This is a genomic window from Bradyrhizobium dasycarpum, assembly GCF_042019905.1.
Lineage (GTDB): Bacteria > Pseudomonadota > Alphaproteobacteria > Rhizobiales > Xanthobacteraceae > Bradyrhizobium > Bradyrhizobium japonicum_B.
This window is the reverse complement of sequence record NZ_CP169574.1, coordinates 1,579,664-1,602,683: the sequence shown is the minus strand read 5'-3', so window position 1 is coordinate 1,602,683 and position 23,020 is coordinate 1,579,664. Positions and strand designations below refer to the sequence as shown.

The 23,020-nt window shown below is 64.0% G+C and carries 13 protein-coding genes and 6 pseudogenes; 13 read left to right on the top strand and 6 right to left on the bottom strand.

Annotated elements, in window-relative coordinates; genetic code table 11:
• Positions 1-165: 165 nt before the first annotated feature.
• Positions 166-787, bottom strand: a pseudogene (locus ACETMP_RS08070) (LysR family transcriptional regulator).
• A 128-nt stretch (positions 788-915) separates the two neighbouring features.
• Here ACETMP_RS08070 and ACETMP_RS08065 point away from each other — a divergent pair.
• Both ACETMP_RS08065 and ACETMP_RS08060 read left to right on the top strand, forming a co-directional pair.
• Positions 916-1,308, top strand: a complete 393-nt coding sequence (locus ACETMP_RS08065; RefSeq protein ID WP_028136088.1) for a RidA family protein — start codon at positions 916-918, stop codon at positions 1,306-1,308.
• Between the two features lie 49 nt (positions 1,309-1,357).
• Complete coding sequence (locus tag ACETMP_RS08060; RefSeq protein ID WP_375160540.1) at positions 1,358-2,050, top strand: L-2-amino-thiazoline-4-carboxylic acid hydrolase; 693 nt, start codon at positions 1,358-1,360, stop codon at positions 2,048-2,050.
• Between the two features lie 360 nt (positions 2,051-2,410).
• Here ACETMP_RS08060 and ACETMP_RS08055 read toward each other — a convergent pair.
• The 4 genes and pseudogenes from ACETMP_RS08055 to ACETMP_RS08040 all read right to left on the bottom strand — a co-directional run bounded on the left by ACETMP_RS08055 (position 2,411) and on the right by ACETMP_RS08040 (position 6,642).
• Positions 2,411-3,546 (bottom strand): annotated as a pseudogene (locus tag ACETMP_RS08055) (ABC transporter permease).
• Between the two features lie 11 nt (positions 3,547-3,557).
• Complete coding sequence (locus tag ACETMP_RS08050) at positions 3,558-5,060, bottom strand: sugar ABC transporter ATP-binding protein (protein WP_375160539.1); 1,503 nt, start codon at positions 5,058-5,060, stop codon at positions 3,558-3,560.
• A gap of 6 nt (positions 5,061-5,066) precedes the next feature.
• Positions 5,067-6,089, bottom strand: a complete 1,023-nt coding sequence (locus ACETMP_RS08045) for a sugar ABC transporter substrate-binding protein (RefSeq protein ID WP_375160538.1) — start codon at positions 6,087-6,089, stop codon at positions 5,067-5,069.
• Positions 6,090-6,236: 147 nt separating this feature from the next.
• Positions 6,237-6,642 (bottom strand): annotated as a pseudogene (locus tag ACETMP_RS08040) (globin).
• A gap of 499 nt (positions 6,643-7,141) precedes the next feature.
• Between ACETMP_RS08040 and ACETMP_RS08035 the strand changes: the two are divergent.
• The 8 genes and pseudogenes from ACETMP_RS08035 to ACETMP_RS08000 all read left to right on the top strand — a co-directional run bounded on the left by ACETMP_RS08035 (position 7,142) and on the right by ACETMP_RS08000 (position 16,119).
• Entirely contained in the window at positions 7,142-7,516 is a 375-nt protein-coding gene (locus ACETMP_RS08035; protein WP_375160537.1) for a DUF2946 family protein, read from the top strand.
• A gap of 339 nt (positions 7,517-7,855) precedes the next feature.
• A pseudogene (locus tag ACETMP_RS08030) lies at positions 7,856-10,016 on the top strand (TonB-dependent receptor family protein).
• Positions 10,017-10,042: 26 nt separating this feature from the next.
• Complete coding sequence (locus ACETMP_RS08025; protein ID WP_375160536.1) at positions 10,043-11,254, top strand: sialidase family protein; 1,212 nt, start codon at positions 10,043-10,045, stop codon at positions 11,252-11,254.
• Entirely contained in the window at positions 11,251-11,748 is a 498-nt protein-coding gene (locus tag ACETMP_RS08020; protein ID WP_028136096.1) for a TlpA disulfide reductase family protein, read from the top strand. The genes ACETMP_RS08025 and ACETMP_RS08020 overlap by 4 nt, the downstream gene beginning before the upstream one ends.
• Positions 11,749-11,776: 28 nt before the next feature.
• Positions 11,777-12,313 (top strand): copper chaperone PCu(A)C, encoded by a 537-nt coding sequence (locus ACETMP_RS08015; RefSeq protein ID WP_375160535.1) that lies wholly within the window; start codon positions 11,777-11,779, stop codon positions 12,311-12,313.
• 406 nt (positions 12,314-12,719) lie between these two features.
• On the top strand, positions 12,720-14,039 hold the full coding sequence (proS, locus tag ACETMP_RS08010; protein ID WP_375160534.1) for a proline--tRNA ligase: 1,320 nt from the start codon (positions 12,720-12,722) through the stop codon (positions 14,037-14,039).
• 90 nt (positions 14,040-14,129) lie between these two features.
• Complete coding sequence (locus ACETMP_RS08005) at positions 14,130-15,410, top strand: lipoprotein-releasing ABC transporter permease subunit (RefSeq protein WP_257179998.1); 1,281 nt, start codon at positions 14,130-14,132, stop codon at positions 15,408-15,410.
• Positions 15,411-15,417: 7 nt separating this feature from the next.
• Entirely contained in the window at positions 15,418-16,119 is a 702-nt protein-coding gene (locus tag ACETMP_RS08000) for an ABC transporter ATP-binding protein (protein WP_375160533.1), read from the top strand.
• A 93-nt stretch (positions 16,120-16,212) separates the two neighbouring features.
• Here the strand turns inward: ACETMP_RS08000 and ACETMP_RS07995 are convergent, their stop codons facing one another.
• Positions 16,213-17,292, bottom strand: coding sequence for a zinc-binding dehydrogenase (locus ACETMP_RS07995; protein ID WP_375160532.1), 1,080 nt, complete (start codon positions 17,290-17,292; stop codon positions 16,213-16,215).
• 111 nt (positions 17,293-17,403) lie between these two features.
• On the opposite strand from ACETMP_RS07995, the gene ACETMP_RS07990 reads away from it, so the two are divergent.
• The 3 genes and pseudogenes from ACETMP_RS07990 (at position 17,404) to ACETMP_RS07980 (ending at position 22,613) form a co-directional block, all read left to right on the top strand.
• Positions 17,404-18,189, top strand: coding sequence for a helix-turn-helix transcriptional regulator (locus ACETMP_RS07990; protein WP_375160531.1), 786 nt, complete (start codon positions 17,404-17,406; stop codon positions 18,187-18,189).
• 154 nt (positions 18,190-18,343) lie between these two features.
• Positions 18,344-21,492, top strand: a pseudogene (locus tag ACETMP_RS07985) (GAF domain-containing protein).
• Positions 21,493-21,886: 394 nt separating this feature from the next.
• Positions 21,887-22,613, top strand: a pseudogene (locus ACETMP_RS07980) (outer membrane protein).
• The last annotated feature ends 407 nt before the right edge of the window (positions 22,614-23,020 follow it).

Below are 23,020 nucleotides of genomic sequence, written 5' to 3'. Positions count from 1 at the left end.
GCGAGGAGCCCTCGCGACGAAGCAATCCAGGCTGCCGCTGCGGAAAGACTGGATTGCTTCGCTGCGCTCGCAATGACGGGATCGGCGCGGCGAGCGCGCTTCTATCCTCGTCGTCCTAAAGCATGATGAAGTGAGCTTGCGATTTTCTGCTGCTTCCCCGTCGCCTCAACTTCCGACGCCGCCAACCAGGCGCGGGCGCCGGGCATGCCGCATCTCGGTCGGCAGGGCGCGGAGCCATGCCCGAAAACTCGATCTCCGGACAATCCGCAGTGCCCTCGGGGGCAATCAGCCAATCGCCGAGGCCTGCGTTCTCGCTGAGTCGGTCGCAGCGATAGCCCGGATGGTGGCTCACGCCGCGGGCGATCAAGAGGTCGACCTTGCCCTCGACCAATTCATGCAGGCCGGCGGGCTGCAGCACCCGCAAGCCGATCTCCGCATGCGTGCTGCGGAACGCCGCCAGATCGAGGCGGCGCAGGTCGAAGCTGCCATGGACGCCCAATTGAAGCTGCACGGCGCCTGCCGGCTTCAATTGCGAGGTCGCCTCCGCAATGTGGCGAAAACCTTCGGAGACGCCTGGCAGGTAGGCCTGACCGGCCGCGGTGAGGATGAGCTGCTTGTGCAGCCGCTCGAACAGCTGCACGCCGAGGCGCGCCTCCAGCGCCTTCACCTGCTGCCCCACGGCAGCAGGCGTCACGTGGAGCTCGTGCGCGGCCAGCTTGAAGCTGAGATGCCGCGCGGCGGCTTCGAAGGCGCGGAGCGCGTTGAGTGGGGGAAGGGCGTAGGTCATCGCGCCGCACTTTGACACCGATGGCGGGCGGCCTTGCAATAGATTTTCTTGCGCTGAACAGCAGGAATGATGCTTTGCGCGGCCGCGAGTCCGGCGGGTAGGGTCGGCCCGTAATCCGGAGAAACGCCATGCCCCCAGCTCACCTCGTCAGCCACAATCCTGCAACGGTCAACGCGCCGCTCGGCGGCTACAGCATGGGACTTGAGCTGAGGCAGCATCGCCGCCTGCTGTTCGTCAGCGGCCAGGTCCCTGAAAGCTCCGACGGCAGCGTGCCGGAGGGTTTCGAGGCGCAATGCGAGCAGGCCTGGCGCAACGTCAAGGAAGTGCTCGCCGCGGCCGGCCTCGGCGTCGAGCATCTGGTCAAGGTCACGACGTTCCTGACCGACCGCAATCAGGTCGTGACCAATCGCATCATTCGGCGAGCGATGCTCGGGGAGCACCAACCCGCGCTGACGGTCGTGATCGTCGAAACCGTCGATAGCAAATGGCTGCTGGAGATCGAGGCGATCGCCGCGGAATGAGACCGGGCCTTGCCGGCCTTGCAATGAAACGAACCGAAATGGGTGTCCAATGACCGAGATCGTCCATCCCTTCTACGAGGCGCATCGAAGCGCCATGGAGGCCGCCATGCGCGACCGCATCGACCTTGCCGGAACGATGTTGCGCGAGCGCGGGCACCTGTCCGATACCGGCGGACTCAGCCGGGAGGTGATGGACGAATTCGAGATCGTGCTCACCCAGATGCCCTATGTCGGCGGCGCGGCAAGCCGCATGAGCGATTTCTTCATGCGTCTGACGGGCTTCATGGCCATCAGCCGGGTGCTGCGACGGCACGGCGTGCCGGTGCCCGTGATCGGCGAGATCGAGCGGGACACCTACAAGGCGCAATTGCTCGGGGTGCCCGAAGCCGAGCGCCTCGCCGCGGGCCGCCATTTCATGTCGCCGGAAAACCAGGCGTTGATGCGCGAGCAGGCGGCAAGAAGCGTCACTGAGAGCCATCAGGAGCAGTTTCCGGAAGATTTCGTCTACGAATTCGTCGAGCCGGGTCCGCAGGACAGGTTCGAATTCGGCATCAACTACAAGGCCTGCGGCTTCTGCAAGCTCGCGGCACGCCACGGCGACAAGGACATCCTGCCGAACATCTGCGGGCTCGATTTCGACGCCTATGCGACGCGAGGCATCCGCCTCGAACGGACACAGACGCTGGCGGGCGGTGCGAGCCACTGCGATTTTCGATTTTCGCGATTAGACCGCGCCCGCTGAACCGCGATAGAGCGGAATGGCTTTAGGTCGAGTCGATTGCCACGGGCTCGGTGCAACCTCTCCCGCTTGCGGGAGAGGTCGGCGCGTCCGGGCGATGCGAAGCATCGTCCCGCGCGCCGGGTGAGGGCTTTCTCCTCTTGGGGATTGTCCCATTGCGGAAGCAGCCCTCTCCCCAACCCTCTCCCGCAAGCGGGCGAGGGAGCACACCTCCGTCGTTGCGCGATCAAGCCTCATTTCGCCGCGCTTTAGGTGATCCCGAATCGCCGTTCTGCCGCCACGTCATTGCGAGCGCAGCGAAGGCACCGGCCTTGCGAAGCCGGCTGCCGATGGTGACATCATGCCCCTGTTTTGCCCGACGCGTCAAATCGCTTCGCTAAATCCGCAATTGCGCGTTAAGGCAAGCCATTGATTCCGCTGGCCTCGGCTACTGTGCATGGGGTTGTTTTCGCACTTTTTGCTTGGGCAGTCGTCTACTCCGCCGCTTTTTTCCCTCAAGCGCTGCGCGTAGACGTTGATGACCAGCGCCGCCAGAGGATCAGGCCGCGGATCAGGATCTTCAGGAAGCTGTCGATGTTGACGTGGTCGAGGCCGTTGTTGAGAACACCGAGCACGAAAAGCCCGACGATGGTGTTGCCGATGCCGCCGCGGCCGCCGAACAGGCTGGTGCCGCCGACCACCACGGCGGCGATGGAGTCGAGCAGATAGGTGTCGAACTCGTTCTGCTGCGCGCTGCCGAAATGGGCGACGCCCAGCATGCCGCCGATGCCGGAGCAGACCGCCGAGATCACCATCACGGCGCCGAGGATGAGCTTGACGTTGAGGCCGGAATATTCGGCCGCCTCGCGGTTGCCCCCGACCATGTAGACGTAGCGGCCGAAGCGCGTGTAGGTCAGCACCAGGTGACCGAGCAGCAGCATGACGGCGGCGACGACGACGATCCAGGGAATGCCGCCGATCGATCCGGAGCCGAGCGTGGTGACGAGGCTCGGCACCTTGTAGGCGATCTGGCCGCGAACCAGCAGCGCCGAGATGCCGGCGGCGATCTGCATCATCGCCAGGGTCATGATGAAGGAGGGGATGCCGATCACGGTCAGCCCCAGCGCGTTGACGAGGCCGAGCAGGGCGCAGAGCAGAATCGACAGGATGATCGCGACCGCGCCGGGCAGCGGCACGTTGGCGATGTTGACGTAGGATTCCTGCAGCGTGAAATAGGCGACGGCGATGCCGGTGACGTTGGCGATGGCGGCGATCGACAGATCGATCTCGGCGCAGAGGATCACGAAGGTCAGGCCTACGGCGATGATGCCGGTGACCGACACCTGCGTCAGGATGTTGCCGAGATTGTCCAGCGTCGCGAAGGAGGGACTGGCGAAGGCGAAGAAGGCGGTCAGGAAGATCAGCGTCAAGAAGGGTGCGATGTTGCGCATCTGGGAGCGCAGGAAGGGCGCAAGGCCCCGCGGCCGCCGTCCTGTCGCCAAGGCCGTCTCGCTGCTCATGTGCTTCTCCGTCACGCCGCTTCCAGCAGGCGGTCCTTGCTGACCGGCTCGTTCTTGAATTCCCGCACCAATGCGCCGCGCTTGAGCACGAGGATGCGGTCGGCCAGCGACAGCACCGTTTCCGGCTCGGTCGACAGCACGATGATCGCCAGCCCCTTGGCGCGGAGGTCGCGGACGATGTTGATGACGTCGTTCTTGGCGCCGACGTCCATGCCGCGGGTCGGCTCGCACAGCACCAGGAGTTTCGGCGGATAGGTCAGCCATTTCGCCAGCGCAACCTTCTGCTGGTTGCCGCCGGAGAGCATGCCGAGGTCGAGACCGACCACCGGCGGCCTGATCTGGAGCTGCTCGACCTGACGCTTGGCGATGTCGCGCTCCTGCGCCGGCTTGAGCAGCAGCGCGGAGATGCGATCGAGGATGCTGATCGAGATGTTCTTGTAGACCGGCTCCTGATGAAACAGCATGTCGCGCCGGCTCTCCGGCACCAGCGCCACGCCGGCGCGCCGCGCCGCCGCCGTGCTGGCGAAGGTTTTCGGCGTGCCGCCGACGACAAGCGTGCCGGTGTCCGGCTTCAGCTTGCCGAACAGGATGCGCGACAACTCCTGCTGGCCGCAGCCCATGAAGCCATAGATGCCGAGCACCTCGCCGGCGCGCGCCTCGAACGAGACGTCCTTCAGGCTGCGGGACAGCGAGAGCTGATCGACCTTGAGAACGACCTGGCTGTCGCTTGGCCGCGGCAGCATCAAATCGTCGGTGTAGCTGTGCTCGAGCGCTTCGCCGCCGCGGCCGATCATGGCCTCGATCAGCGCGCCCTTGCTGGTTGCTGCGCTCGCGGTCTCCGCGACCTTCCGCCCGTTGCGGAACACGGTCACCGTGTCGGAAACGAGCAGGATGTCCTCGATGAAATGCGAGATGAAGACGATTGCAGTGCCTTGCTGGCGCAGCCGCCTGAGCGTTGCGAACAGTCGCTCGACCTCGGGCGGGGAGAGCGCGGAGGTCGGCTCGTCCAGGATGACGATGCGGGCGCTGGAGAACAGCACGCGCGCGATCTCGATCAGCTGCTGCAGCCCGATCGGCAGGTCGCCCAGCCGCGACATCGGATCGACGTCGATGCCGAAGCGGGCAAGCTGCTCGCCGGCCTCGCGGGCCATCCGCCGCCATTGCACGAGGCCGAGGGCGTTGGTCGGCTGGTTGCCGAGAAAGACGTTCTCGGCCACCGTGAGGTCGGGTGCGACAGAGAGCTCCTGGTGCACCATGGCGATGCCGGCCGCATGCGCATCGCGGGCCGAGCGGAAATGCGTCTCCGCCCCGTCGATCAGGAAGCGGCCGGAGAATTCGGTGTGCACGCCGGCGATGATCTTCATCAGCGTGCTTTTTCCGGCGCCGTTCTCGCCGACCAGACCGTGGATCTCGCCGGGATGGAGCGCGAAATCGACACCACGAAGTGCCTCGACGCCGCCGAAGCTCTTCGTGATGCCCTGCAGTTCAAGGATGGGCGAACGACCCTCGGACATGAAGGTTCAGATCAGGAAGTGATCCTGCATCCACTGCATCCCGGCAGCGTTGGCCTTGGTCACGACCGGGCCGTCGGTGACGACGTTCTTGGGAATGCCCTGTCCGCTTTTCTCGCCACCGACCACAGCCGAGACGCCGGCGACGATGGCGCCGCCGTGGATGCGGCAGGAGGGATTGCGGACGGTCGCGAACATGCGGCCTTCGCTGACCGCCTGGATCGCCGGCGGCATGGCATCGACGCCGCCGATCAGGATGTTGGTGCGGCCGCGCGCCTTCATGATGTTGGCGGCGGCAAGCGCCATGTCGTCGTTGTGGAAGAATGCCGCGTCGATCTGCGGATACTTGGTCAGATAGGTTTCCCACAGCCGCGCCGTCTTGGAGACGTCCCAGTCGGCGGGCTGGGTGTCGAGGACCTCGATGCCCGGGAATTGCTTGACGACCGAATTGAAGCCCTTGGCGCGTCCTTGCGCGCCGGTATGCCCGAGCGCGCCCTGCGTCATGATGATCTTGCCCTTGCCGCCCATCGCGTTGCAGAGGGCCTGGGTCACCGAAGCGCCCATGAACTCGTTGTCGGGAGCGAGGAAGGAATGCACGTTGATCTGGTCGAGCGGGGCGATCAGCGTGTCCATGTCGATCACCGGCGTGCCGGCGTCGATCATCTTCTGCACCGGCTGGGTGAGGGTGCCGATGCCGAAGGCCTGGATCGCGACGAAGTCCCATTTCTGCGAAGCCATGTTGTCGATCGCCGCCCGCTGCTTCACCGCGTCGAGCTGGCCGTCGAACCAGGTGACCTCGACGTTGAACAGCTTGCCCCAGAATTCGGCGGCCTGCTTGCCCTGCGCGCACCAGGTCGCCTGCAGGCCGGCGTTGGAGAATGCCGCCTTCAGCGGCTTCTCGCTTCGCCCGGCCGCGGCGGCCAATGCGGGGTTCATGCCCATGCTGCCGAGGAGGGCAGCTCCGGCGCCGGCGGTCGCGGCCGCCTGAAGAAGATCGCGCCTCGTCGTCGAGAAATCTTTCGTCCCGGACATCGCTCGCTCCCATAAAATTTTAACGTCGGCGCGTCATTGGTAGCGCTACCGATCTCCGAAAGTGTCTCACAAGAGTTGGCGCCACTCAATCCGCAATCACTCGCACCGTTGCAGCGAGCCGCGTTGGTGCAGCGCAAAGAGAACGAGTCAGGCGGTTGCGCCGGCGAATGCGTCGATCTCGACGAGCAGCTGGTCCCAAGCGCGGGCAATCTCGATTGACCATTGATCGCCGAGCAAGGTCGCGCAGCGTATCCCTGATGATGGCGAAGAACGCGATGAACAGCTCACGCGGCGTGCCATAGCCATCGTGCGAGGCGACCTCGCAGGCGATCAGCCGGAAATGCCCGCGACGCTGACCGGCGAAATCGAGGATCGCCTCGATCGCCAGCGCGAGCATCGACCCCGTCACGAGGTCGCGGCCCTCGAGACGAAACAGCGCCTGTGTCTCGGGATGCTCGTCGAACAGGCGTCGGTAGACGAGGGGCGTGAGATCTTCGCAGCGCGAGGCCGCCAGGTCGAAGCTGATATCGATCGGATTGGGCGAAGCATTCATCCGCGCTTCAGCCCCTTGCCAACAAAACTTGCGGACAAAAAAAGAGCGGGGCCCTGGCCCCGCTCAAAAATTGTGTCGACCCTATTATCCCCGATTCTAAGATTTGCTCTTGATTGGCGGGGCGACGCTGCATTTTGCGCGTCAGGGGCTCCTCCCGAGACTTGGACCACCAGACTTCGACCTCGCGGCCAGCCTGAGCGAGAGGGATGCTAGATCAACTTTTTCTCACTTGTCATCATTTTCGGCAACGAATGTTCAAAATTCGATCAGTAGACGAAATGATCGGGCGTCACGGCGTGCAAGTATATGACAAATAAAAGAAATCTGTGGAGGGCGGATCCGTTTGACCTGCCTCAAAAGGCCTCCTCCGGTCCGATGCCGGGTTATCCAGGCCACGGTTTCCGAGAAATTTGCGCTGGGGCAAAAAGGGAGGCGGAACTGGCCTCGACTTGGGGCTGGGTGCGGTGTTTAGTTAGCAGGCGAACGAACGGTTCGGCGGATGCGCGCTCGGCTACGAAAATTCCTGCCTCTGGTCCTGGTCGCCCTGGCGATGCAGGTGCTGGCGCCGATTGCCGCGTGCTGGGCGACAAGCTTGGCCATTGCCGATCCGCTGTCTGCCGCTGTCATCTGCCATAGTGCGAGCGAGCAGGGCGGCCTGAACGATCAGAATGGCGTGCCGACCGCGCATGCGGGCGCCTGCGCCCTGTGCTGCCTGGCCCAGGCCAACGCCTCGCTCGATTCGGCGACGCCCGCGGCATTCTCGATTCCCGTCCGCCATGCCGAGCGGGTGGTGTGGCATCCGGCCGATCCGTTCGCCATCGCCGCCCCAGAGGGCTCGAGTGCCCAGGCGCGCGCCCCGCCTCAATTTTCCTGACGTAGCGACAAACCGAACCGTTGGCGCGCCATTGCTGTGCCGACGGCGTGCTCAATGGACCGGCCGACGTGCCGGATGTCAGGAATCTAGGAAATGTTACGCATTCGTGCGATCGGGCGCGCGGGCTTGCCCGTGCTTATCGGACTGGCGTCCCCGATCGGCTCAGACGCGCTGGCCCAGCCAGCCTCGGAAGCGATCCCCGCGGTGACGGTCGAAGCGCCGCAGAGGTCCCGTCCCAAACCCATCATCCGGCCGTCGCGACTGCGCGCCAGTGCGATGGCCAACACAGCGAGGCCGGCCGCGCGGAACGCGACCGATGGCGCCCAGGGGCAAAACAACATGAGGAGCGCCGGCGACATGCGGGCTGGCCTCAATCAATCGCCGGCCGGACAGACCGCGACGACCATCGATCGCAGCCAGTTCGACACTCGCCCGGCGTTCTCGGTCAGCGACGTCCTGCGGGACAGTCCGGGCATTTCGATCAAGCAGGGCAATGGTCCCCGGGATTTCGGCATCTCGATTCGAGGCTCCAATGCCCGCAACGGTTTCGCCATCCGCAATCTTGTGATCTTCGACGATGGCTTCCCGGTGACGCAGCCGGACGGCTTGTCGCGCAGCGACCTGATCGATCCGCACGCCTATGGCGCGATCGACGTGATACAGGGGGCCCTCGTCGGCGCTCTACGGCAATTACGCGACCGGCGGCGCGCTCAATTTTCGGACGCGCCCGGGCGGCACGATCGACGGCGTCGAATATGGCGTGGACGGCGGCAGCTATGGCTATCTCAACAATTACCTGGCGGCCGGCAAGAAGGTCGGGAATTTCGAGGGCTCGCTGTTCGCGAGCGACGTGCGGGGTGACGGCTACATCGGCAATAGCTGGTTCAATACGCAGACCGTCAACTTCCTCGGCACGCTCCAGGCGACGCCGGACGACCGCTTCACGGTCAAGATCATCAACAACGATCTCAGCGCGCGACTACCGATCCGACAATCGCTGAACCAGTATTATCTCAACCCGTTCCAGCAGGGATGTGCGACCGGTGCCAGCGCCGCGCCGGGATGCGGCACGGTCAGGCTGTTCAACAACGGCTTCAACGCAACAGCCGGGACCGACACGGAGACGGCCCTGCAGGCGGGGCTCGGCCGCAACGATCGCCGAACCATTGTCGGCGGCCGGTGGGAGCACGATTTCGACAACACCATGACGTGGCGCAATCAGTTCGTCTTCGACGACCGAAACATCAGCCAGCCGACCGGTACGACGAGTTCGATCGGAGATTTTCCGTCATACAATTACATGAGCGACCTGACCAAGCGCGGCGAGCTTCTTGGCCTGGAGTCGACCACGTTCTTCGGTGCGTTCTACAATACCCTGACGGCGTCGAGTGACACGCGGAACGTGAAGCCAGGGGGCAACGCGACGCTCGGCAGGCTCTCGAGCAATCTCTTCAGTGAAACGACCAATTATGGCGTGCGTGCCAGGCAAGAGGTCAGGCTGACGACCTCGCTGACGGCGATCGCCGGCGTCGGCTGGGAGACCACCCTGCTGAAGGGGACGAACACGGCCTACGCGCATGCAGGTCCCACCGGTGTCACCACAACGACCCTCACGACGGCGGACCGGCAGTTCCAAAATGCTGCGCCGGAGTTGGCACTCCTCTACAATCTCAACAACGAGTGGCTGTTCCGCGGACGGGTCGCGACGGGATACGGCACGCCGCAGGTTTCGAATCTGTTCGTTCTTCCGACCGGCGTGTCAGGCAACAACACCCAGCTTCAGGCGCAGAGGAATCTCGGCTACGATCTCGGTTTCGACTGGACCCCGAACAACACGCTCAAGCTCAGTGCGACCGGCTTCTACGAGTTCTTCCGAAACGAGATCGTCAGTCAGGCGACGCCTGCCGGCTCACCCAACACGACTTACACGTTCAACGCGCCGCGATCGGAGCACCGCGGAATCGAGCTTGCCGCCGACTGGAAGTTCTATCCGGGCTGGCGCTTCATGGCGGCGTATACCTATCTCGACGAGGTCTATACCGAATATGTCGAGAACATCGCCAACGGCGCGGTGTTCAGCTTCAACCGCGCCGGCAACAGGATCCCCGGAATATCGCCCAACGAACTGACGGCCCGAATTGGCTACGACGAGTTCGCCGGGCCGCTGGCAGGCCTCGGTGGTTTCGTCGAGGTCCAGTGGAAAGACTCCTTCTACATGGACAACGCAAACCTGCTGAAGGCGCCGGGCTATGAGCTGGTCAACGTGAACGTTCACTACAAGGCCGACCTGATGTCCGACACCTTCAGATCCCTGAACTTGTTTCTCGAGGTCAGAAACGTGTTCGATCGCACCTACATCGCCTCCGCCAACAACATCGCCAACACCGTCACCGGCGCAGGCCTTCAAAATCCTGCGAGCGTGCTGGCAAACACGACGGGATCGATCTATGCGGGCTCGCCGCGCACATTCGTTGCGGGTATGAAGGTGGCATTCAGATGATCCGAACTCTCTCAGCGAACAGGGCCATGATCCGAACTGGCCTGATCACCATCGTCGCTCTCGCATTCACGCACGGTCCGACGCTGGCGCAGATGCGAGCTCCGCCCGCGTCTGAAGCGGCCTGTGAGCAGCCGACGCTGCGCTGTGCGACCAAGGCGACGCCGGCCTTCGGTCCGGATGGGACCTTGTGGCTGGTCTGGATGGCGGGAGGGCAGGTCTCTGTCGCAAGCTCACAGGATGAGGGGCGCAGTTTTTCGGCGCCCACGCAGGTCACGACGAAGCGGTTGAATCTCGATTGGGGGCCGGACGCGCGGCCGAAGATCGTGGTCGATCGCAAGGGCGGCATCGTGCTCGCCTTCTCGACCTTCAGGGACGAGGCCTTCAACGGAGAAGTGCTCACCACGCGCTCGGCCGACGGCGGAAAGAGCTTTGCGGAGCCGAAGCCCATCACCGCCAACCCCGAGAGCCAGCGGTTCGAGGCGCTGGCGCTCGATCAGGATGGAACGGTCTTTGCGGCCTGGCTCGACAAGCGCAATCGTGTCCCTGCAAAAGAGGCGGGGCGGAAGTACGAGGGCGCGGCGCTGTTCTTTGCCGCCTCGCGCGACGGCGGCGCCAGTTACACCGAGGCTGGTCTCGCGCGCGACGGCACCTGCGAGTGCTGCCGTTTGGGGCTGGCATTCGCCGCGCCCGGGCGGCCGGCCGTGATCTTCAGGAACATTTTCGACGGCGGCGTGCGCGATCATGCGGTGATGACCTTCACCGACGTTGCAACGCCCGGTGAAATCCGCCGGATCAGCACCGACGATTGGCAGATCAACGCCTGCCCGCATCACGGGCCGAGCCTCACGGTGGCGCCGAACGGGACCTATCATGTGGTCTGGTACACGAACGGGAAGGCGCGAAAGGGGTTGTTCTATGCGCATTCCCGCGACGAAGGTCGCACCTTCTCCACGCCCATGGCGCTGGGGCAGCCGGGCCGCAATCCGACGCGGCCCTTCGTGCTGGCAGGTCCTGTGGGGACGGTGATGGTCTGGAAGGAGTTCGACGGCGAGAAGACTTCGGTACAGATGACGATCTCCCGCGATGATGGCGAGACCTGGTCGCCGCCGAAGACGATATCGAGCACAAGCGACACCTCCGATCACCCCTTGCTCGTCTCTAACGGCAAGAAGACCTACCTGTCGTGGATGACGAAGGCGGACGGCTATCGGCTGACAGCTATCGAGGACAAGCCATGAGATTTCGATTTGCAGGCATTGCGAGCCTTGCCGTTCTGATCGCGTCAGCGGCGGCGCTGGACGCATCTCCCGCCCTGAAGCCGTTCGAACGCGGCACCTGGCAAGGCGTCCTGAAGGGGCACGCCGGCCGCCCCGTGCTCGTGCATTTCTGGGGCGTGACCTGTGGCCCCTGCAAGATCGAGCTTCCGCTGCTGGGGCAGTTCGCCAAGGATCATCCTGACGTCGACGTCGTCACTGTCAGCGCCGATCTCGTGCCAAACCTGCCGGCGGCGACGCAAGCGATGCTGGACAAGGCGGGTCTGTCGTCGACCGAGAACTTCATCTTCAACGACGGCTTCGTCGAGCGCCTGCGGTTTGAGATCGACCCGACGTGGCAAGGCGACATCCCCAGGACCATGCTCATCTCTCCGGAAGGAACCATCACGACGATCGAAGGCTCGGCCGAGATGGCCGATCTCGAAAAATGGTCGTCGCAACAACGCTCCAAACACTGAACCTCAAATCTGCAAAGGGAATACCGACATGAAGACAATCTCGAAAAACGTGCTGCTCGCCGCGTTCGCTCTCGCGATCTCCGCAGCGCCGGCAATCGCCGACGACGTCAAGGCCGGCGATCTCGTCATCTCGCAGGCGTGGAGCCGTGCGACCCCGGGCGGCGCAAAGGTCGCCGGCGGCTATCTCGTCATCGAGAACAAGGGGACGGCGCCGGACAGGCTGGTCGGCGTCTCCGCCGATATCGCCGGCAAGTCCGAGATCCACGAGATGGCGATGGACAACGGCGTGATGAAGATGCGCGCGCTCGAGAAGGGATTGGTGGTCGAGCCCGGCAAGACGGTGAAGCTCGCGCCCGGCGGCAATCATTTGATGCTCCAGGAGCTGAAGGGCCCGTTCAAGCAGGGCGACAAGGTGCCGGTGACGCTGCAATTCGAGAAAGCCGGCAAGGTCGCCGTCTCCCTCGAGGTCCAGGGCGTCGGCGCGCAGGCCCCCGGCGATGCCGGGCATTCAGGTCACATGGACATGAAGAAGATGCCGGATCATTCGGGAATGAAGATGAAATAGGCTGATCCGGTCTCTCGAAAGGCCTGATATTCCGAGGCGATCCTGACTGTTCCAGTTTGCCGCGCTCGCCGCCTCGCCGGCGGCGGCGCACGTGTCCCTCGACACCAGGCAAGCGGAGGTGGGCGCGTTCCACAAGCTGTTCGTCCGATTGCGGAGGGCTCGCACACTGTCAGACGCTAGATCGAGATCCCGGTCGAGGGGCCGGGCCTCGTTCAAGGGCAAGCCGCCGTGCCGGGCGTGAAGCTTTGTCCTTCCTGATGCGTTTGCAGTTCGAGCTGAACCTGAAGTCCGACGGAAAAATGACAGGAATTCCGTTGCCTTAGCGGCTTTTCCTCATTCCCGGTCTTGTATTTTCGCCCTCAATCCGGTTTCACTGCAGCCGATCACTGATTCCCAGAGTATTGCCATGCGGTTGTCGCGGTTCTTTCTGCCCATCCTAAAGGAAAATCCGAAAGAGGCGGAGATCGTCTCGCATCGGCTGATGCTGCGCGCCGGCATGATCCGGCAGGAGGCGGCCGGCATCTACGCCTGGCTGCCGCTCGGCTTCCGCGTGCTGAAGAAGATCGAACAGATCGTGCGCGAGGAGCAGGACCGCTCCGGCGCGATCGAGGTTTTGATGCCGACGCTCCAGCTGGCCGATCTCTGGCGCGAAAGCGGCCGTTACGACGCCTATGGCCCGGAGATGCTGCGCATCGCCGATCGCCACAAGCGCGAGCTGCTGTACGGGCCGACCAACGAGGAAATGATCACCGAGATCTTCCGCGCCTATGTGAAGTCCTACAAGAACCTCCCGCTCAATCTCTATCATATCCAATGGAAATTCCGCGACGAGCAGCGTCCGCGTTTCGGCGTGATGCGCGGCCGCGAGTTCTTGATGAAGGACGCCTATTCGTTCGACCTCAACGAGGCCGCGGCGCGCGTCGCCTACAACAAGATGTTCGTCGCCTATTTGCGCACCTTCGCGCGGATGGGCCTGAAGGCGATCCCGATGCGGGCCGAGACCGGGCCGATCGGCGGCGACCTCAGCCACGAGTTCATCGTGCTAGCGGAGACCGGCGAATCCGGCGTCTTCATCAATCGCGATGTACTGGACCTGCCGGTGCCGGGCGAGGATGTCGACTACGAGAGCGACCTGACGCCGATCATCAAGCAATGGACCTCGCTCTACGCCGCGACCGAAGACGTCCACGACGCCGCGCGCTTCGAGCAGGAGGTGCCGGCGGACAAGCGGGTCAACACCCGCGGCATCGAGGTCGGGCAGATCTTTTACTTCGGCACCAAATATTCCGAGCCGATGAAGGCGCTGGTGGCAGGGCCCGACGGTGTCGACGTGCCGATCCATGGCGGGTCCTATGGCGTCGGCGTCTCGCGCCTGCTCGGTGCCATCATCGAGGCCTGCCATGACGATGCCGGCATCAAATGGCCGGAGGCGGTGGCGCCGTTCCGCGTCTCGATCCTCAACCTCAAGCAGGGCGATGCCGCCGTCGATGCGGCCTGCGAGAAGCTGTATGCCGAGCTCACGGCCAAGGGTGTCGACGTGCTCTACGACGACACCGACCAGCGCGCGGGCGCCAAGTTCGCCGGCGCCGACCTGATCGGCATCCCCTGGCAGATCATGATCGGGCCGAAGGGCCTCGCCGACGGCAAGGTCGAGATCAAGCGGCGAAGTGACGGGTCCCGCGAGACCATGTCGCCTGCGGACGCGGTCGCAAGACTTGTGGGCTGATCGGGCTGGTCGGCTGAATATTGTTCATCGCGCGATCTGGCGGCCGCCAATCCGGCCACAATTGACCCCGAATCATGGGATTATCGAGCGATGGATGAGACCATGACCGAAACCGTGCAGACCGCGCCTTTTGCGCCATTCGAGTGGATGCTGTCGGCGCGCTATTTGCGGGCGCGCCGCAAGGAGGGATTCATCTCGGTCATCGCCGGGTTCTCCTTTCTCGGCATCATGCTGGGCGTGGCGACGCTGATCATCGTCATGGCGGTGATGAACGGCTTCCGCAAGGAGCTGCTCGACAAGATCCTCGGGCTCAACGGCCACATCCTGGTGCAGCCGCTGGAATCGCCGCTGACCGACTGGAAGGACGTTGCCGACCGCCTCAGCCAGGTCGGAGGCATCCGGCTCGCCGCGCCCGTGGTGGACGGCCAGGCGCTGGCGTCGTCGCCATGGAACGCCTCGGGCGTCCTGGTGCGCGGCATCCGCTCCGACGACCTCAACAACCTCACCTCGATCGCCAAGAACATCAAGCAGGGCTCGCTCGAAGGCTTCGACGAAGGGCAGGGCGTGGCGATCGGCCGGCGCCTCGCCGACCAGCTGTCGCTGCATGCCGGCGACAGCATCACGCTGGTGGCGCCGAAGGGCGCGGTGACCCCGATGGGCACGACGCCGCGCATCAAGCCGTACAAGATCGTCGCGGTGTTCGAGATCGGCATGTCCGAATACGACCTCGGCTTCGTGTTCATGCCGCTGACCGAAGCGCAGGCCTATTTCAACCGCAGCAACGACGTCACCTCGATCGAGGTGTTCACCACCAATCCCGACAGGATCGACGCCTTCCGCAAGGCGGTGACGGAGGCCGCGGGACGTCCGGTGTTCCTGGTCGATTGGCGGCAGCGCAACTCGACCTTCTTCAACGCGCTCCAGGTCGAGCGCAACGTGATGTTTCTGATCCTGACCATGATCGTGCTGGTCGCCGCTCTGAACATCGTGTCAGGCCTGATCATGCTGGTGAAGGACAAGGGCAGCGACATCGCGATCCTGCGCACGATGGGCGCCTCGCAGGGCTCGATCATGCGGATCTTCCTGATCACGGGCGCCTCGATCGGCGTGGTCGGCACGCTGGTCGGCTTCTTCGTCGGCCTCGTGATCTGCCTCAACATCGAATCGATCAGGCAATTCCTGTCCTGGCTGACCTCGACCGAGCTGTTCTCGCCTGAGCTGTATTTCCTGTCGAAGCTGCCTGCCGAAATCGACATCGGCGAGACCACGGCCGTCGTCATCATGGCGCTGACGCTGTCGTTCCTGGCGACGCTGTATCCGTCGTGGCGCGCCGCGCGCCTCGATCCCGTCGAAGCGCTGCGGTACGAGTGAGGGGCTGATGGAGCAGCAGGGGGCTGACGATGTACCGGTCATTTATCTCCACGAGATAAAGCGGCAGTACTTGCAGGGCGAGGTGCCGCTGACGATCTTGGACGGCGCCAAGCTGGCGCTGTGGGCCGGTCAATCGGTCGCGCTGGTGGCACCGTCGGGCTCCGGCAAGTCGACGCTGCTGCACATCGCAGGGCTGCTCGAGGCACCGGATTCCGGTGAGGTCTATGTCAACGGCGCGCCGACCTCGCAGCTGCCCGACATCGAACGCACCCAGCTGCGCCGCACCGATATCGGCTTCGTCTACCAGTCGCATCGGCTGTTGCCGGAGTTCTCCGCGCTCGAGAACGTCATGCTGCCGCAGATGATCCGCGGCCTGAAGAAGTCCGAGAGCGTCATCCGCGCCAAGGAGATCCTCGGCTATCTCGGCCTCGGCGACCGCATCACCCATCGCCCCGCCGAGTTGTCGGGCGGCGAGCAGCAGCGCGTCGCGATCGCGCGCGCGGTGGCCAACGCGCCGCGGGTGTTGTTCGCGGACGAGCCGACCGGCAACCTCGATCCGCACACCGCCGACCACGTGTTCCAGGCCCTGATGCAGCTGGTGAAGGCGACCAAGGTGTCGATGCTGATCGCCACCCACAACATGGAGCTCGCCGGCCGCATGGACCGGCGCGTCTCGCTGTCGAACGGCCAGGTCATCGAGCTCGACTAGCAAAATCTGCGAAAACAACCCCATGCACAGTAGCCAAGTGCCTGACGGGACTTGGGAAAAAATGGGCGGCGGCGCTGCCCGCGCCCTTAGGCCTCAAGGCCGGATCACGGTCAATTTGAATGGCCCGCCATTGGCAGCGGCGTGCGCCACGGCCTCCTTGGCGTGGTCGAGGTCGAAGGAAGTTGTCTCGTACTCCTCAAGTCTGAGCAGTCCTGCACGCACCAGCGCGATCAGGCGGCTCGCGGCATCGGGCGGGTACATCCAGACGCCGTGAATGCTGATGCAGTTGCGCATGATCCAGGGGTAGGGCAGCTCGAGGCCCGCGCCGCCGGCCATGCCGACGCCGCCCATCAGCGCGACGCGCCCATAGGGGCGCACCGTCATGATCGCGGCCCGCACGACGGTCGGGCTGACCGAGGGCGGCATGATGTCGAGCACGCAATCGATCGGCGAGGGCGCCGCGCGCTTCATCGCTTCGCGGTCGTGATCTTCATGGCCAGTGAGCTTGACCGGTTGCACGCGGCTGCCGAAGCGGCGGACGAGGTCGGCGAGGATCTTTTCGTTGCGGCCCGGCGTGACCACGCTGGCCGCGCCCATCGCGAGGGCCACCGAGACGGCGGCGCTGCCGAAATTACCGGTGGCGCCACTCACCAGCACGGTCTCGCCGGGCTGAAGGTTTGCGGCAAGAAAGCCGCCATAGGGCACCAGCAGCGTTCCCAGCGCGCACCATTGCGTCGCGTCCTCCGACGCGATCGGCCCGAGGGGTTTGACGTTCTCCGTCGGCACGCGCATTTGCTCGGCAAACGAGCCGTGGCGAAAATGCTGTTGCAGCCGCATGCCGCCGGCCCCGGCAGCGGTGAGCCCTTGCAGCGCGATGTCGGGCACCACCGCGTCGTCGCGCGAACGCACTGTCGGATCGCAGAACACCCAGTCGCCAACGTTGAGCCTGGTTGCGTCCGGGCCGATTGCGCGCACCCGGCCGATGCCGCCGGGGCCCGGGATGATCGGCAGGTCGAGTGCGTAATTGCGCGTCCCGTCGAAGACTTCGTTCATGTAGGACAAGACGCGCGTGGCGACGACATCGACGATGATCTCGCCGGTGCCGAGCACCGGTTCGGGGACATTCTCGATCGCGAGCGGCGAACCGAAGGATTTGAGCACGGCAGCTTTCATGATGTTCACCTCGAAGTCGGATGAAGCCGATATGCGCCGCCTTGGAAGAGCCATGAAGGCCTGGTATTATCCTAGTATTCCAGAGACCCTCCATCCGTGGGAGCGACAGCCATGGCCGACCCACGCCGCGTCGAGTTCGGCGATTTTCTCAGGTCCCGCCGCGAAAGGCTGTCGCCGAAGACTGTCGGACTTCCGGCAGGCCGCCGCCGGCGTACCGCGGGGCTGCGCCGCGAGGAGGTCGCGCAGCTCGCCGGCATCGGCGTCGACTGGTACATCCGCCTCGAGCAGGGCCGCACCGTCAGCCCGTCCGTCACCACCATCGACGCGCTGGCCCGTGCGCTCCGTCTCAGCAAGACCGAGCACGCGCACCTGAAGGCATTGGCGCGCGACGGCGCCAGAGGTGCGTTCACGCGCGAGATCGTGCCGGCGCCGATCCGGCGCATGATCGCAAGCCTGCAACAGCCGGCCTATGTCACCGGGCGGCGATGGGACGTGCTGGCCTGGAACGAGGCCGCCGAGGATATCTTCGCCTTCGGTCAATTGCCCGAGCAGGATCGCAATACGCTGCTGCTGGTGCTGACGAACAAGAAGACGCGAAAGTTCTACGGCGCGAGCTGGACCGACGTCGCCAAGAGCATGGTCGCGATGTTTCGCGCCACCCACGATGTCTGGGCCGGCGATCCCGCCTTTGCGGAGCTGCTGACGCGGCTGCGCGAGGGGAGCCCGGAATTCGTCAAATGGTGGGAAGCCCACGACATCCGCAGCACGATGTCCGGCCTCAAGACCATCAACCACCCGACCAGGGGCCCGCTCCGGTTCGAGCACACCAGCTTCCAGGCCAACGACGACCCCGCGCTGAAACTGGTGATCTACACGCCGGTCGAGGGTGGCGATTGATCGGCAGGCTTCAGCCGGAACCTTAACGCCTTCATGAGGTTATCAGGACGCGTGGGGCGCCGACCTCTCGCTGGCGTCGTCGTGGGCCGGAAGCGGATGTCGCGAGGTTGCCTTGAGCTCTATTCGGTGAAACGAGCAAGTGTCGGGGAGTCAGATGACAACGGCGGCCGGGGGGACCTCGACCGATCGCAATGCCGTCCTGGCTGCACTTGGCGACTACATCCGAGAGATAAACAATCCCGACGATCTCGCCTACGCCGCGGCTGAGCTGCTCGGCCGGAGTCCGAATGTCAGCCGGGCAGGCTATGGCACGGTCGATACATCGGCCGAGACCATCACCATCGTTCGTGATTGGAACGCGCCGGGCATTTCGAGCCTCGCTGGCGTGCTGCAATTCCGCGACTACGGCAGCTACATCGAAGATCTGAAGCGGGGCGAGACCGTCGTCTGCGCCGATGCGAAAAAGATCCTCGCGTCGGCGACCGCGCCGCAGCGCTCGAAGCCATCTCTGCGCGCGCCCTCGTCAATATGCCGATCTCCGAGCCCGACGGGGTCGTGGCGTTGCTGTACCTCAATAACGCCGCGCCGCGCGAATGGAATCCTGACGAGCTGGAACTCATCCGCGACGTCGCCGAGCGCACGCGCACCGCGGTCGAGCGTCGCCGTGCGGAGACGGCGGTGCGGGAGAACGAGGCCCGGCTGCTGTTCCTGGACGCGCTCAACAAAGAGACGGCCAAGACCCGAGATGCCGATGGTGTGATGGCGGTGACGACCAGGATGCTCGGCGAGCATCTCAGCGTTTCCAATTGCGCCTACGCCGACATGGATCCCGATCAGGATGGCTTCACCATTCGCGGCGATTGGGCCGCGCCCGGCGCGATGCACATCCTTGGGCACTACAGCCTGGCCAATTTCGGCCGGAAGGCGGTGCGAGAGCTTGGGGCCGGCAGACCTCTCATCATCAACGACAATTTGAAGGAGATCGCGCCCGAGGAAGCTGCCGCGTTCCAGAATATCGGGATCGGTTCGACGATCTGCATGCCCCTCGTCAAGGAAGGCCGGCTCACTGCCCTGATGGCCATTCATCACCGTGGCCCGCATCGCTGGACGTCGCGCGAACTCGCCTTGCTCTCGGAGGTGACTGAACGATCCTGGGCGCATATCGAGCGTGTCCGCTCGGAGCAAACAGCGCGGGAAGCTGCCGAACGGCTGGTCCTCGCGAACAAGGCGGCCGGCATCGGCACGTGGGACTACGACCCGGTCAGCGACGTCTTGCGATGGGACAGCCGTTGCAAGGAGGTGTTCGGGCTCTCGCCGGACGCCGAGGTCAGCTATGAGGGATCGTTCCTGAAGGGTATCCATCCCGACGACAGGCAGCGTGCTCACGAAGCCGTCTCGGCGGCGCTGAATTCTCATGCTCCGACGAGCTACAACATCCAATACCGAACCGTCGGCATCGAGGACGGTATCGAGCGCTGGATCGCCGCGACGGGGCAGGCCTTCTTCGCCAACGGCCAGGCTGTTCGCTTCATCGGGACGGTGCTGGACATCTCCGCGCAAAAGAAAACCGAGCGTCACCTGAGGATATTGAACGACACGGGTGCGTCGGTGGCCCGCGAACGCGACCTCGATAAGATCGTGCAGATCGTGACGGATGCCGGCGTCGAGCTGACGGGCGCGCAGTTCGGGGCCTTCTTCTACAACGTCGTGACGGCCGATGGCGGCAGCTACATGCTTTATTCGCTGTCGGGCGTGCCGCGATCAGCTTTCGAGAGCTTCCCGATGCCGCGCAACACGGCCGTGTTCGAGCCGACGTTCAAGGGCAGGGGGGGTGGTGCGGTCCGACGACATCCTGCAGGACCCGCGCTATGGCAAGAATGCGCCGCGGAGGGGCATGCCCGATGGCCATCTCCCGGTTCGGTCCTATCTGGCGGTGCCGGTAATCTCGCGAACGGGCGAAGTCCTGGGCGGGCTTTTCTTCGGCCACGCCGAGAGCGGCAAATTCCAGGCCGAGCATGAGGCCGCGCTGCTCGGAATTGCCGGTCATGCCGCCACCGCGATCGACAACGCCCAGCTTCTGACCCGGCTCGAGGCGCTCAACGTCGAGCTGGAGCAGCGTGTCGCCGACGAGATCGCCGAACGCATGAAGGCCGAGGAGCAATTGCGGCAATCCCAGAAGATGGAAGCCGTCGGGCAGCTGACCGGCGGGATCGCGCACGACTTCAACAACATGCTGGCCGTGATTCTCGGCAGCTTGAATCTCGCCAAGCGACGGCTCGGCAAGGGCGAGGTCAACATCGATCGCTTTCTCGAGGGCGCCATCGACGGCGCGAACCGCGCGGCCACCTTGACGCAGAGGCTGCTCGCGTTCTCGCGCCAGCAGCCTCTGGCGCCGGAAGTCGTGGACATCAACAAGATGGTCGGGGGGATGAGCGAGCTGCTCGAACGCTCGCTCGGAGAGCTTATTCGCCTCGAGACCGTGCTGGCGGCCGGCCTTTGGCGCGTCAAGGCGGATCCGGCCCAGCTGGAAAGCGCCATTATCAATCTCGCGGTCAATGCGCGCGATGCCATGCCGAAGGGCGGCCGGCTGACGCTGGAGACCAGCAACGCCTCGATCGACCGCAAATATGCCCGCGAATATGCGTTGTCGCCCGGTCAATACGTCCTCGTTGCGGTCACGGACAATGGCACCGGAATTCCCGCCGACGTGCTGGGAAAGGTGTTCGATCCGTTCTTCACGACCAAGGTCGTGGGCAAGGGCACCGGTCTCGGCCTCAGTCAGGTCTACGGCTTCGTGCGACAGTCGGGCGGGCACGTGAGATCTACTCGGAAGTCGATGTCGGCACGACGGTGAAGATCTATCTTCCGCGCTTCGCAGGCGAGGAGGCTGCCTCGACTTCGTCGCAAGGCGCGGCACATCCTGGTGCAAGCCATCAGGGCGAGACCATCCTCGTCGTCGAGGACGATGAGCGGGTCCGCGGCGTCTCATCCGAAAGCCTGCGCGAGCTTGGCTATACGGTCGTCGAAGCCGCCAGCGCCAAGGAAGCGATCAGGACGATCGAAGAAGGTTTCGTTCCGGATCTGCTGTTTACCGACGTTGTCATGCCCGACATGACCGGCGCCGAACTTGCTGCCGAACTGTCGAAGCGACGCTCGGATCTGAAGGTGCTGTTCACCACCGGTTATACGCGCAACGCCATCGTCCACAACGGCATGCTCGATGCCGGCAAGCATCTGCTCTCCAAGCCCTTCGCCATCGAAGACCTGGCGGCCAAGGTTCGCAGTCTGCTCGACGAGGGTTGAAGAAATATCAGAGCCGAGAGATCGCAACATGGTCCGACCGTGCTTGCATTCGCATGCGCGCTTGCGCTCGACACGAATGCAAATGTGGGCGAGTGCGAGCGAAAATGTGGCGACAATGAGGAGCTGTCGCGTCCGCACATTTTCAATTCGCCATCACGCGAATGTGCGCGCGGCGTTGTTACGCGAGTGCGCAGCCTATGCCTCGTAGCGAACATTAGAACCACCGAAAAACACTTGTTTCAAAGGGTTTCGGACGCGCGCTGATAAATCTTCATTAATGAAGCGCGGCCCTTTGGCGCAAACTGTGGCGTCGCGGTTACAGCAATTCCGTCGATCGCTGATATGACGACGGCACGGCCCGGGGGCCTTCTGAAGAAACTGGAACGGGAATCAAATGAGAAAGAATTTGTTGCTTGCTGCTGTGAGCCTGGTTGCGCTGAGCGCGGCGGCGCCGGCGCTGGCTGCCGACCTCGCGGCGCGGCCTTTACACCAAGGCGCCTGCGATGGTCGCCGCGATCTATGACTGGAGCGGCTTCTACATCGGTATCAACGGCGGCGGCGGTTCGGCGCATTCGACCTGGGATCAGACCGCTCCCTTCATCGGCGGCGAAGGCTCGCACGACGCGACCGGTGGCACGGTCGGTGGCCAGATCGGCTACCGCTGGCAGGCCGGCCAGTGGGTGTTCGGCGTGGAAGGTCAGGGCAACTGGGCCGACTTCACGGGCGACAACGTCAGCGCTTTCCTTGCGCAGCGTAACCGCACCAAGATCGACTCGTTCGGTCTGATCACCGGTCAGGTCGGCTACGCCTGGAACAACGTCCTGCTCTACGTCAAGGGCGGTGCGGCTGTGGTGGGCGCCCAGTACGACGTGTTCAGCACGGCTTCGGGCGCGCTGCTCGCCTCGAACGACCAGACCCGTTGGGGTGGCACGGTCGGTGCCGGCCTCGAATTCGGCTTTGCGCCGAACTGGTCGGTTGGCGTCGAGTACAACCACATCTTCCTGTCGGACAAGGACGTCACCTTCGCGGGTCTGCAGACGGACCGCATCAAGCAGGACGTCGACATGGGCCTCGTCCGCCTGAACTACAAGTTCGGCGGCCCGATGCTCGGCCGTTACTGAGACCGATCGCTCTCCTGAGAGCGGTCGTCGAAAGCCCTGGCCTTTTGGCCGGGGCTTTTTTATTGCGTCATTTCATCGAGTTAACCATGGACCTTGGCGATTGTCCGACGCGCTTGACTCCTCAGAACAAAATGAGAACAATGTTCTTCATACGTTCTAGAAAGGGAGCGAGACATGTTCAGGGTTTTCGTCGAAGAGGCCGCCGCACTGGCGTCGATCACGCTGTTCGTCGGGATGATCGCGATCTGGGCTCAGGTGATACCGCAGCTCTGATAACGCCGCTTGAGGGCGGGAGCCCGTTGGCCCTTGGGGAAAAGCAGGACGACGCGGCCAATTGGCCGTTCGGGCGTGGACTCTGAAGCCGCGGCACCTCACCATTGCGAGGCGAGTCGGCAGAAGAGGGCAGA

Coding starts and splice junctions, on each gene's coding strand:
- ACETMP_RS08000 (WP_375160533.1), top strand. CDS start 15,418: ATGGAGCAGCAGGGGGCTGACGATGTACCGGTCATTTATCTCCACGAG.
- ACETMP_RS08015 (WP_375160535.1), top strand. CDS start 11,777: ATGAAGACAATCTCGAAAAACGTGCTGCTCGCCGCGTTCGCTCTCGCG.
- ACETMP_RS07990 (WP_375160531.1), top strand. CDS start 17,404: ATGGCCGACCCACGCCGCGTCGAGTTCGGCGATTTTCTCAGGTCCCGC.
- ACETMP_RS08065 (WP_028136088.1), top strand. CDS start 916: ATGCCCCCAGCTCACCTCGTCAGCCACAATCCTGCAACGGTCAACGCG.
- proS (WP_375160534.1), top strand. CDS start 12,720: ATGCGGTTGTCGCGGTTCTTTCTGCCCATCCTAAAGGAAAATCCGAAA.
- ACETMP_RS08005 (WP_257179998.1), top strand. CDS start 14,130: ATGGATGAGACCATGACCGAAACCGTGCAGACCGCGCCTTTTGCGCCA.
- ACETMP_RS07995 (WP_375160532.1), bottom strand. CDS start 17,292: ATGAAAGCTGCCGTGCTCAAATCCTTCGGTTCGCCGCTCGCGATCGAG.
- ACETMP_RS08020 (WP_028136096.1), top strand. CDS start 11,251: ATGAGATTTCGATTTGCAGGCATTGCGAGCCTTGCCGTTCTGATCGCG.
- ACETMP_RS08025 (WP_375160536.1), top strand. CDS start 10,043: ATGATCCGAACTGGCCTGATCACCATCGTCGCTCTCGCATTCACGCAC.
- ACETMP_RS08050 (WP_375160539.1), bottom strand. CDS start 5,060: ATGTCCGAGGGTCGTTCGCCCATCCTTGAACTGCAGGGCATCACGAAG.
- ACETMP_RS08060 (WP_375160540.1), top strand. CDS start 1,358: ATGACCGAGATCGTCCATCCCTTCTACGAGGCGCATCGAAGCGCCATG.
- ACETMP_RS08045 (WP_375160538.1), bottom strand. CDS start 6,089: ATGTCCGGGACGAAAGATTTCTCGACGACGAGGCGCGATCTTCTTCAG.
- ACETMP_RS08035 (WP_375160537.1), top strand. CDS start 7,142: ATGCGCGCTCGGCTACGAAAATTCCTGCCTCTGGTCCTGGTCGCCCTG.